Origin of the sequence: Acaryochloris sp. IP29b_bin.148, assembly GCF_028285565.1 — a bacterium.
Classification (GTDB): domain Bacteria; phylum Cyanobacteriota; class Cyanobacteriia; order Thermosynechococcales; family Thermosynechococcaceae; genus Acaryochloris.
In genome coordinates this window covers 15,893-28,406 of record NZ_JANQOY010000045.1, presented here as the reverse complement: position 1 = coordinate 28,406, position 12,514 = coordinate 15,893, and the positions used below count along the sequence as shown (strand labels likewise).

Annotated in this window: 4 protein-coding genes; all 4 read right to left on the bottom strand. The window is 50.5% G+C overall.

Annotated features, from left to right (window positions below; translation table 11 throughout):
- Positions 1–70 precede the first annotated feature (70 nt).
- The gene (locus Q0986_RS04735) at positions 71–1,996 is read right to left on the bottom strand and encodes a hypothetical protein (RefSeq protein ID WP_299404860.1); all 1,926 of its coding nucleotides are present in this window, start codon (positions 1,994–1,996) and stop codon (positions 71–73) included.
- A 393-nt stretch (positions 1,997–2,389) separates the two neighbouring features.
- The gene (locus tag Q0986_RS22895) at positions 2,390–2,587 is read right to left on the bottom strand and encodes a DUF4278 domain-containing protein (protein WP_366918516.1); all 198 of its coding nucleotides are present in this window, start codon (positions 2,585–2,587) and stop codon (positions 2,390–2,392) included.
- 884 nt (positions 2,588–3,471) lie between these two features.
- Complete coding sequence (locus Q0986_RS04730) at positions 3,472–7,293, bottom strand: pre-peptidase C-terminal domain-containing protein (RefSeq protein WP_299404855.1); 3,822 nt, start codon at positions 7,291–7,293, stop codon at positions 3,472–3,474.
- Between the two features lie 265 nt (positions 7,294–7,558).
- Positions 7,559–12,190, bottom strand: a complete 4,632-nt coding sequence (locus Q0986_RS04725; RefSeq protein ID WP_299404850.1) for a CHRD domain-containing protein — start codon at positions 12,188–12,190, stop codon at positions 7,559–7,561.
- Positions 12,191–12,514 lie beyond the last annotated feature (324 nt).

Below are 12,514 nucleotides of genomic sequence, written 5' to 3'. Positions count from 1 at the left end.
ATGACTCGTAATTCGTACTCCAACGGATGACTCCCTAAATGCTACCAGGTGGGAGTTTATCATCTATTGCCTAAAGCTGCAATATATTTACGCTTCCATTAGCAGACGCTGAGTGGAGCCAATCTTCATGAATGGCATTCAACAGATGCGGAATATCTTGGAGATCCTTAGCTATCCAGTCTTGTGAAGGATTCTTTTTGTAAATAGACTGAGCAGCCCCTTTGAGCACGGAATTCTGCTGGTAGGAAAGATAACGCGATTTAACCTCATCTGTGCGAAGTTCACGCTGTTTCAGGATTGAGTAGAGGGTCACCTCTGTGGAATTGAGAACAGCGATTTCACCGCCATTTTGGTCTAAGTCTAGGCGATAGGTTATCGGTTGCTTGGCTAAAACAGCATCCACTGCAGTGGGTTCTGATGCATAGATAGCATAGGGGTAGTAGGGATCAAATCCAACGGTGAGGGGTTGTCCCCAGGCGCTGAGGACGAGCCGATCAGGTTCTAGCGTTGAGAGAAGTACTAAGCCAAAACTGCCTTGGGCATCCCTCATAAAAAGCCGCATAGCATGGTAAATATCGTTGTGGAGAAAGGCGTGAATCGCGGTGCCTACAAAATGCCCCAAATATCGCCCCCACACATGAGCAAATTGAGAATTGGTGATAAATGCATCCAGAACCTCACGCTTGAGTCCAGCTAAATGTTTCGGCAAATATAGCTCATGGGGGTTGGCTAACGTAGCAATATAATCCACAAAAGCAGATTCGAACGTTTTGGCCCAGACTTCAATCACAGTTCGAGAAGGCGCTGTATTGGGTGCGTTTTTCTCTGGTGAATGACCATCAAATGCCGCTTCCGAACTCGGAGCCAGCGATAATTGATAGGCCAGTCGGACTGAAGCGGTCCACATTCCTTGTGTAATAAGCAAGTCCATCATGCCTGCAATCTTGGGGGAATCGCCGACGGTCTGATTGGGGGCGTCAAGAACGCGCTCTAACCACAGACCTAAATGCGCTTGCCCGATCGGTTGGCCTAATAGTCTCCAGGACTCAAAATCACCATTGTGGGTAATCCGGTGGTTGATACTTCGATCCTGCGAGATCCACTGTCTATTCTCGATTTGCCAAACTTTTTCGACCTTGGCAGAGGTCCATTCATGCCAATGGGTTTCTAAAACGGACGGTGGGCCACTTGTACCGTAGCGATAGTGCCAAGCCGCCGTGATAGTTGAGTTGATTGGCCTAATGCCACTGCGAATGGATCGACTTCTGACCTGGGAAAATCGTTTTTCTAAGGTTCGCGTTAAATTACCACGCCTGGAGTTCACCAACTTATGGCCCACAAAGACTAGCTGACCCTGGCGATTTTTACCTATTGTCAGACCGCCCCCAGCCTGAGCCCCCCGAACTTCTGTGTTGTGACCCATGGTGCGGAAGATATCTACCACTCTTGTCGGTAACAAGCAGGGCTTATCTGACAGTTCATGATATTTATCTGACACGAAACGATGCCCGATAAATCCAAAGTTGCCGCAGTAGAGGCGATCGCACTTCCCAGACAATACTGTCATCCAATCGGTTCTAGAGCTAAGAATCAGTATTAGATTGGTACCTGCAATCAACCACCACAAAAGCTGAACAAAAAAGCCCCCAATATTATTTGGCCCAAGCGCCAGAGGATCAAACCGACTTAAATCAGAGCCGTAAATCCAACTCAAAACAACAAGAATAAGGTTAAAACCCGGACCTCCGAGAGCTTTGACTCGAACTTTCCAGGGGGTGCGATCGCAAACCTCAATCCATAAACTCGGCTGTTTGCAAACCTGAGGAATCGAGATGGGGGTACAAGGGAAGAATGAGACCAAAAATCTTGAAATATCTCTTCCCTCAAGCATGTTGGCGACATACAGAGAATCTGCCTTCAGATCCGTAAACGCAGAAAGTAACGAATGCCCAACACCATGAATCAGTGTTGCACTATTCCATGTAAAGCGGATCAATATATCAATCCCCAAGACGATATAGATCTCGTCCAGAAAGCTAGCCTCAAGTAGTAGACCACTATTGAAAATGACATAAATTAAAGAAGCAATTATCTCAGGAAGAAATCTATAAATCCCAATATGAGACGGAGAAAAGCTCAAACGAAATCTATTGTTTATGCAACGGCTATCTCGGCGGGAGCGCTGCATAAAGCGCACATTCTTTATATCTTGGTTTACTATCAACATTTCTCTTTTCTTGCAAGCCAAATGAAAACTCTCATAAAGGAATGAGAGCTTAATCTCAAAGAATCTAATGGCTTTATTCCGCTATTTTTTGGGTTTTAAATCATTGAGCAGTATTTGCAACTCATTGACATATGTAGCGGTTTAAAACCTAAATACAAAAAATCAGCATAGAGAAAAATATGGTATTTGATAAGGTCTGCCTCTAAAGTGCCCATCAATTCCATAGGGTTGACATTCAAGATTAAAAGGACGTCGTAGGTTGTAATGTTTGCCTAAAAAGACGAGAAATAAAACTGTTTCCTCCCACTCTATATCGATAGGTCGATAATCGTAGGAAATTCCACGGTATTTTAGCTCCACGTTGTATACCCCCAATTAAAACAGTAGTTTGGCAAAGTTGAGGCATAGCTTTCTAGATATCCTGACCTTCCAAAAACTAACCTTATTATCTATCAGTGATATCGACTTAAATAAACCACAAATTGAATGCTTTTCTATAAGCAATATCTCAGTCAAATATACTTCTATTTCACAATTTTTATAATCTAATTAAGACAATCTAAACTACTAGAGAAGTCATTCAAGAACCAAAATACAAGACAGCGTAAAACATAAAAATAAGCGCATAATATATCTCAGCTTCTAGTCGTAAAAGACACAGGATGCATTGGTAGCCTATTTTTTTGGGCGGAGATCTATTATGAGTGGTTCAGAACGTTTTAAGTGTTTTCTAACTACAGTGCCTGATTAGATTTCACCTTATTTCTGATAGTATACACTCACAATAAGCAATAAAATCGATAAATATAGATTATTTAATCAGAAAATAAGATTTTAAGCCCGAATATAATTGAATAAGCGTAAATATTCAATGTGAGATGCATATCCATTTTATTCCCCGGCTGAGTTTAATTCTTTAAGAGTAAGCTTCCTCGCTGATTGAGGCATAACGGCACAGCCTTTGGAGGTGTCGTCAAATTAATGGTGAATCCAAATTGCGCCAAATATCCGCCTACCTTCTTGGCTGTATCCTTTCGCGATGATTAGCGTGTCGCTTGCGCCAGTCAAAGAGCGTCTACTTGCAATCCTCTAGTGCATGATTGCTCAATAGTTGGTGTTGTGTTTAGGTTGGTGGAGGTGGAAGAGGTCTCTAAGCGACTTGAATACCTACGGAAAGTGCTGTTGTATCTGTCAATACCTGAGAGCATTGGTAATAAATGCTCTCAAGCTTACGCTAACAGCCGTCAGGTCAGCTCATTAAAATCTGTGGCGTCTAGGCTTGCTGCCTGAACGCCAACCAGGGTGACAAGCAATTCATTAGTGGTATCCACTTCGATAGTTGCGTCCCCAGAACTCTGATTGATGGTCAAATCTTCAAAGGTGAGCCCGTCCAATAAAAAGCTATCGATGCCATCACGGTACTCAAATACAAGGTCCGTACCATCACCAGACCGCAGCACAAAGGTGTCCGCACCGCCGCCGCCAAAGATCTGATCGTCTCCCTCACCGCCATCTATCTGATCGTCTCCCTCACCTGCATTGAGGGTGTCATTCCCCGCGCCACCGATTAGCTGATCGTCTCCTAAACTACCAAAGAGAGAGTCATTTCCTGTGCCACCCTGCACGATATCATCGCCAAGGCCGCCAAAAACCTGGTCAGCTCCCTCATCGCCCTGTAGCGTGTCGTTTCCACTACCACCAACGAGGACGTCGTTATCCGCACCGCCTTCCAGGATGTCATTCCCCTCATTGCCAATCAGCTCATCGCGTCCTGCACTGGCTCGGAGTAGATCGTCACCGCGACCACCGCGTAAGGTATCGTTTCCAGTACCAGCCAACAGTTGGTCATTATCGTCTGCACCATTGAAGACAACTGCACGATCAAGGGTTGACGCATCCACGACACCATTGCCGCCATCAGCGTTGACGGTGAGGCGACTCACGTCACTGGCAACCACTTCAACGAGATTGGGTGTTACCTGAACGATCCCCTCATTGGCCTGAATGACATTGTCAGGATCGGAGATAAAGATTATGCCTCGACGTTCAGAGATGGTGAGGTTATCAGCGGAATCTGCCCGACTGTCATCAATGAAGAGGCTGGAACCCCTGAGACTGACCCGAGTCTCGGCATCTTCTGCAATATTGAGGGGCGTGGACAGACCAAAGGCGATCGAATTGAGTGAGTTGGCGGTCCCATCAAAGAATTCAAAGGGGGTGAAGACATCAGGATTAAAGTTAATGTCGATATCATCAGCGGTGCCAAAAATACCATCGGCTCCGACCCCCACGATATTATTAGCAAGGGAAGCACCACCTGCATCTTGAATATTGCGGCCTGCATTTAATGGGTCTGAGTGGAAGTTGCCAAAGGTGTGACCTGCTTCGTGAGCAGCAATACTGCCCACACCCACCCCAATCAGATCAATGATGGATGCATCGGTCGCTAGAGGAATATCGTTCAGAGAGTTGCCTATTGCCTCGCCGGCTGGTGAACTGAGTAAATCAAGCAGAACAATGGAGTCGTCTTCCCGACTAAAGTTTCCGACATCAACCGTTGAGGCAATACCGATAGTTCCTATCCCAACTTCATCAATGGTGCCACCAATGACCACACGGCTGACATTGGGATCACCAAAGGGATCTGCATGATCACGACTATTGAGAATCTCGATGTCGAATTGGCCGCCAATCCCATCCGATGCGAAGCTACCATTGTTGCCCAATGCACCAATATCAGTGCTAAGGCTTTCGGTCACTTCAGCCACGATCGCATCAATGACCGCGTCTTCATCGGCTGCTTTGAGTCCCCAATTCGGTAAGAACGATGCCAGGGGAGAAGTTGTTACATCATCATTGATTCCCTGTCCGAAATAGGTCTCAAAGGGGTTAAACGTCGCCCCATCAAAATCTAGGAACAAGGTTTGCACCGTGCCAGGTTCGGCCTGTTCGAGGGGGGAGCGAAACACTTCCAGGTCTAGATCATAGTTGCCTTCACCATTCTCTGCTGTCAGAAAATAGGTACCTGCAGTATCAATTACATAGGCAACATTGGCATTCCCACCCCTCTGGAGCGGCGACGCTGATGGATAGAGAAAGCTCGGATCGCCTTCAGCCGCGATCACAGTATTACCACTGGAATCAAATAGCGCCACGCGGTTAGCGCCGCCAGATACAATGGCCGCAATAATATCACCGGGATTCAGCTCAAAACTGTAAAAGTCTCGGTCTGCCGATTCTTCCAGGCCGATCGTAATTGCATACTCACCTTCATTGCCGGCCCCACGACCGGTGCCCGGTGTAAATGGATCCCCCGGATCACCACTGCCGAAGTCACCGACGACCGCATAGTAGGTATCTGCCTTTGTGGTCGTGAAGGAGAGCAAACTGTCACGGCCAACACCGCCATCATCATCAAAACTAACGCGCGTGCCGGAACTATCGTAGAGCCTGAGAACGGTATCTGGGGAGTCGGGCGCAGCGGGACCGGCTGTTTCCGTCTCAACCGTGATCGTTTGGTTGAAACCGGCCTCAATGGCATAAAAATCAAAATCTCCGGTGCCTGTTCCGTTTGAGCCATGGAGACCATCCCCAAGGAATCCAAACGCTCGCACTTGATTCCCTAGCGTCACCCCTGTTTGATTGGCTTGGCTAATCGAGTCATCGTTCTCAGTTGGGGTGATCAGTGTCGCAGCCTCCGCCAACCGAAAGGTAATGTCATACTCCCCTTCACCGACCAAAATATCGTTAGGAAACTCTAGAATTCCTGGCCCTGTACCCGATGTGAAGGGGTCACTGGGTAATGAAGATGTCTCGAACAAATTAAACGTACTACCCACGGCCACAAAGTAAGTGCCTGCCTCTGTGGGGGTAAACGCCACCGCTGCATCAGTGGTGGAGAAATCATCATTAAATCTCAGCAGCGTCCCGTTACTGTCATAGACCCCCAAAATGGTTTTTAACCCAACGTTCGGATCGGCGGTTTCGGTCTCAATCGTGAGGGTCTCGCCCGCCCCCGCAGTGACAGCATAAAAGTCAAAGTCTCCAGTGGCCGTCCCTGCAGACCCATGAAGACCATCACCAATAAAAGCAGATGCAGTTACGGCTGCTCCTGGCGTCAATCCCGTGACGGAATTAGCCAACCCAATCGCATCATCGTCTTCGGTTTGGGTAATTAAAGTGGGGGCTGGGGGTGTGGGCAAAGCATCTAGAGACCCACTGATCTCAACTCGACTACTGTCTAAAGCCCCAAACCCCAGCGATACAAAGTGGGCATCGGCAATGGTATCACCACCGGATTCACCTACCGTTGTCATGGTGACAGCAGGAACGTTCGACCCCGTGAAGTTGTTGTTCGGGTTGAAAGCAACGTCTTGAGGATGAAGATGCCCGTGGCGATTCGCTTTCGATCGATCCGCCCACCCAGGAAGCTCCGAAGATAGGCTGATATCGGAGCGACAGAAGACACAGATACAGCCGAACCCGTGAGGAGATTGTTCCGACATCTCGGGAGGCGTGGGCGAGGGGCTATTCGCGTCTGAAGTCATCCCAATGGGCGAAGGTTCACTGGGCGAATCAAGCAGCGTCGAGGCAGGACCATTTGAGGCAGAGCCTACTGTACTGGGTCTATCGAGCAGAGGCGGGGCTGAGCTGCTTGAGTCAGACGCCGCAGCGAGATCTGACTCAGAGGATGCCGCTGGGGATGGAGCGTCGCCGCGAGGACTAGCTCCTAGAGTCAATCGGTTGGGCAGAGCGGACTCAGGTATCGTGGGGGCGGCGTTCTCAGTCTCTGACTCACGACTTGCCAATGGGGTGACTTGAGGCGCAACGGCGGTGCCGCTGGTGCTTTGCAAAAATGGACTGCTTGTGACGTTCAGGAATGGATTTTGCTCACTCTCAGTACTTTGTTGAGGAATGGAACGTCGTTGGAGTAACGGAAGTGAAACGCTTGAGGGATAGAGAGGATAGGTATTATTGCTAGATTGAGATGCGTACTCAAATAAATCAGGTACTACATTTTCACTGTCAAATTCAAAGAATTTTGACTGGTTAATGAGAAGTCTCATATTTAATAAATTCCCTCGCTAATCTTATTGCTTTATCCATTTGTGCCGATCCAACGACAAGTAACTGCCTCGCATAAGCGTGCTATGAACGGCTCCGAGATAACAGAACTAAACCCAACCTCCTTAGTCAAACACTTTAGAAATCACCTGAGTTCGAGATAAGCGAACTCCCTGATGCTTGCGTGGGCTAAACCCTACCTTCTTGCGTAGAAGGATCTTAGAAACGGACTTACCCCGAACTCAGATTAGGCATTTGATAAATCACCTACTCAAAGATGAAATTGTTATCTCTGAGTGTTGTCAGATCAACATTGAGCAATAGAGCAGAGTTATTGTCACCAAAGTCGATCGCGACGTCATTTCCTTCTTGACTGGCAGCGCCTAAAGTAGCGTCAAGATCGCTAAAGATGGCACTGATATCAAGGATGTCATCGGCAATATCAAAGTCAGTCACGACATTAGCCCCGCTATCGGGTTCAAACACAAACACGTCACTGCCAGCGCCACCCGTTAGGGTGTCATCGCCGCCGCCCCCTTCGAGGGTATCGTTGCCGTCTCCACCTTCGAGTACATCGTCGCCTGCATCTGCGATCGCAACCCGCTCAATGTTGATCCGCAGCAATAGATCATCATCTGCTGTGAAGTCACCCACCACCGGATCGATAACGGCACCTGGAGCGGTTGTCCCCCCCAAGATATTGACGGGCGTAGCATCAGGATTGCCCACTGAACCATTGAAGCCAGGATGAGCACCGACAACACCGTTCTCATCCAGCCCGGTATCGCGGGCTGTTTGGTTGAGGAAGGCTGCGTCTAGCTCATTGTTAACTTCAGTTCCGGCATCAAGCACATCGCTACCGCGGCGCTCAATGACAACCGGACCAATAAAGTTCCCTGCTGCATCGAAGATCGGATCGGCCAAGGGATTATCGGGTACCGATAGGAAGGCATCATTAGACGGAATAATCATCGTGCCCCAGGTAAAGAACCCTTGCCCAACTTGATTGGCGTTGACATTTAGCGTCAAAGAGGCACTTTCACCCGGATCAATGGGTCCGGGTGCGCCAGCACCCCCGATGATGGTGCCATCAACGCCATTAGCACCCGTTTGAGCATTGAACTCAGCGGCAATCCCTTCAATAGAACCGTCTTCTGCCAGTCGTTCTAGGCCAAAACTGGCCGCTTCACCTGCTGTAAACAGATCGAAGTTAGCACCATCATGAAAACCGAACCAAATGGGGGTTAAGAAGGTGCCGCCTTCACCCAGCGTGTTGGTGACAGTGACGCGAATCGCTGTGCCTGAACCGATCTCGTCGCCGCGTAGCAGATCGTTGCCTGCACCGCCCTGGAGGGTATCGTTCCCTGCATTACCCGCCAATACATTGTTGCCATCATCGCCAGTGAGAGCATCGTTATTGGTGGAACCCGTCAGATTCTCAATATTGCTGAGCTGATCTTGAATCGGGTTACCGTTGGCGACGTACTCAGCCTGTCCTGTAGACAGATCAGCAGTCACATCAGCACCAATATTTTGGAAGTCAGCCGTGTCGATACCGTCACCGCCATCCGTGAGGTCGTTACCGCCGCCACCTTGGAGCGTATCGTCACCGAGTCCCCCCAGCAGCGTATCGTCACCGCCGCCGCCAGAGAGGAGATCATCGCCGTCGTTACCAGCAAGGGTATTGTCGTTTCCGTCGCCAAAGAGCTGATCGTTTTGGGCAGAACCGTCCAGATTCTCAAAGTTAGAGAAGTTCTCGAAGACGGTGCCGGACCCTACTTCGTAAGATGCGCTGCCGCTAGCCAAGCTAGCCACGACCGGAGCACCGATATTGACAAAGGAATTGGTGTCGTTCCCCTCGCCGCCATCGAGTGTATCGGTACCGCCTGCGCCCCCAATGAAGTCATCCCCTGCGCCACCCTCAATGATGTTACCCGCTGCACCATTGGCAATGATGGTATCGTTGTTTGCAGAACCGATTACGCCTTCGATACTGGTGAATGTATCGGTGACCGTGCGGCCATTGACTTCATATTCTGCCGAGCCAGTCCCATCAGCATTGAGCGTGACGTTAACGTCCGCGCCGATGTCGGCAAAGCTGGCCGTATCGAGTCCTTCGCCGCCATCGAGGCTATCGTTCCCGCCGCCACCCTGAAGCGTGTCGTCTCCTGCACCGCCTTCTAGGGTGTCATTGCCGCCGCCGCCCTGAAGCGTGTCGTTGCCGTCTAGCCCCTGCAGCGTATTGCCTTCGCCATCTCCAATGAGCAGATCGGCGTCGTTCGATCCAACCACGTTCTCAATGTTGGTGAGTGTATCGATCTCAGCAATGGGGACGAGTCCTGTTGGACCCGCATCGGTGGCGATATCAACGACAACCGGGCCGTTGACGCCTGCAGGCGCATTGTGCAAATGGATGGGGCTGAGCGTTCCATTACCGATATTCACGGGCAACAGATCTTCGGGGTTGATGCCAACTAAGGAAGCACTGGTGCTATAGGTAACGGATCCATCCGGTGCAACTGTAAACAGGGCAGTCGCCGTTCCTGATGAATCAGTGTCAACCGGAGGCACTTCTTGATCACCACTAAGGTCTGCCGCGAACTCAACAGTACCGATGCCGTCTGCATCACGATTGTCGGTAATCAACTCAAGCTGACCCCGCACTTCACCGGAGGGGAAGTCGTTGGTGTGGAAATTGAAGTAAAGGTTACCAGCAACGCCCTCAGCAATGATTTGGTCAGCGCCAATCCCAGCATTGGGGTTAACTAGCGCCAGTTCCGGCACAGTGAGGTTGAAGCCATCGGCACCAATTCCATCTGGCCCTGCATCGCTGGCGATATCGACCACCACGGGACCGTTGATGCCTGTCGGTGCATTATGGAGGTGAATCGGACTGAGCGTACCGTTACCGATATTGACGGGCAATAGATCGGCTTGAGTGATACCCGACAGCGAAGCCACTGTGCTGTAAGCGACCGATCCGTCTGGCCCCACGGTAAAGGTGGTGGTGGCGATGCCTGACGCATCCGTCTCCACGGGAGGCACTTCTTGGTCACCGCTGAGGACCACCGTGAACTCAACCGTGCCGACGCCGCTGCCATCTCGATTGTCAGCAACCAATTCAAGCTGGCCGCGCAGCTCACCGGAGGGGAAGTCAGTGGTGTGAAAGTTGAAGTACAGATTTTCGGCAATTCCTTCTTCGACAATGGTGGCCGGATCAATGCCGTCGTTGGGGTTGATGAGGGCCAAATCTGCGATGGTGACGTTGAAGCCCGTCTCGCGCTCAGCAGCTCCTGCACCCAAATCAACGGTAACGCCTACATCGCTGTCGTCGTAGCGAACGGTATCGGTCCCCCTGCCGCCGACAATGGTGTCGTTGCCCAGGCCACCTGTTACGGTAACGCCTTTGCGTGCCAATTGAGTGAAGCGATCGCTACCCGCTCCCAGACGAACCTCGTCGTCAAGGGCACCACTATTCGTCACGTCCACGCTGCCCAAGGCACCGTCAGCATCAATGGCAAAACCGTTGCCGCCCGCAACTGTGCCGCGATTGGTAATCTGACCGTCAAACACAACGCCTGACTCGATCAAAATGCCAGCATCGGTTTCAGAGGCAATGACACCGCCTCTATTATTCGCAATGGTCCCTGAGAAGGTTGCGGTGTCTAAGCCAGAGCCTACGAATAGACGTACCCCTGCTGGAACATTGTCGCTGCCGCGTCCTCGAATCAGACCGCTGTTATCAATACTGATGCCTTCGCTGAGGCCATTTTCAGAAGAGCCACCCACTTGAACAGAGACGCCACTACCGGCGTTACCAGCCCCCGCGTCGATGACGCCCCGTCGCCGATTCCTAATGCTGATCTCATCTGCCGTTCCATCCACATACAGGGTGCCATTGCGCTGATCGTTGGTACCGACCACATCACCCGTATTGGTGAACGTCACATTGTCGCCGTCCAAATTGACGGCGCGGCTACCAGACTCAATGCGTCCACGATTGAAAATATCCAGATCGTGCTCAGCATTACCAATGTAAAGGCCGTTGCGAGGACCACTAATCACCCCTCTAAACCCGTTGATAATGCGCCCATCAAAAGCCACACCATCTTCAATCACGACGCCGCCGAGGAAGCCAACGTTCACCTCTGCCGTAATCGTGCCGTTGTTCTGGACCGAGCCGCTGATCGTAGCTTCTGGAAGGCCAGAACCGTTGAAAAAGCGCAGACCGCTGGAGCCATTTCCGTTCACCCGTGCGCCATCGGCAAAGACTTCAGCGCCATCTCCTCGGCCCTGTAAGCGCCCAAAGTTAACGATATTGATATCGTCATTACTGGGGTCGTCTGAAGCGCCAACCTGCACGGAAATGGCGTCGCCAAGGTTGCCTCTACCCGCATCAATCACGCCCCGACGACTGTTAAAGATTCTGAGATCGTCAACCGTACCATCGACATACAGCGTGCCGTTGCGCTGATTACCTGTCCCGAGAATCCGGCCAAAGTTGGCGACGCGAATCCCATCGCCATCACTGAGGTCAACGGCGCGACTATTGGAGCTGATGGTGCCGAAATTCCTTAGCCTGAGGCCATCCCCCGTAGAGCTGATACCGTTGAAATGACCCGCGATGGATCCGAAGTTTGTAATTCGAGCATTGGCACCGCTGACCAAAACGGCAGTATTACCCTCATCGGGGGCTGAAAGAGAGCCGCGACGGGAGACAAACAAAGAAGCATGGTTCCCTGTAATGTCAACAGCGGGGACACCGACGGGCGCGACCAGATCCTTACGAATAAAGGCGCGGCCACCATTGCCAAGGGTAATACTGTTATCTAGTATCTCTGGGCCACCAAACGGATGGAATCCAAATCGATTAAAGTAGTTGAACAGAGCATTTGTCATGGCGTTAATATTTCCTATTAACCGACTGCTGAAGGTTCGCAGCAGCGGAGACCTCACATCATGCAGGCCGCAGCAGGCGCTGGGTTGAGACGACGGTATTGTCGATACCCACAAACCTCTGACTCAACTCTAGGGATGCCGGTGGGCATCCATGGGTGCAATCACCCCAAACAACCCATAAACTAGAGTTTCAGTAACACAGTTTGTCCAGCGCCGACATCAGACACGTTCAAGCTACTAATAATGTTGTCTCAGTAACTAGTCCCCCATTAAACTTTTGTCTGGCAAGGCTTTTGATAGCCAAGCTGCAGCACTACCGAGGCA

Coding starts and splice junctions, on each gene's coding strand:
- Q0986_RS04730 (WP_299404855.1), bottom strand. CDS start 7,293: ATGAGACTTCTCATTAACCAGTCAAAATTCTTTGAATTTGACAGTGAA.
- Q0986_RS04725 (WP_299404850.1), bottom strand. CDS start 12,190: ATGACAAATGCTCTGTTCAACTACTTTAATCGATTTGGATTCCATCCG.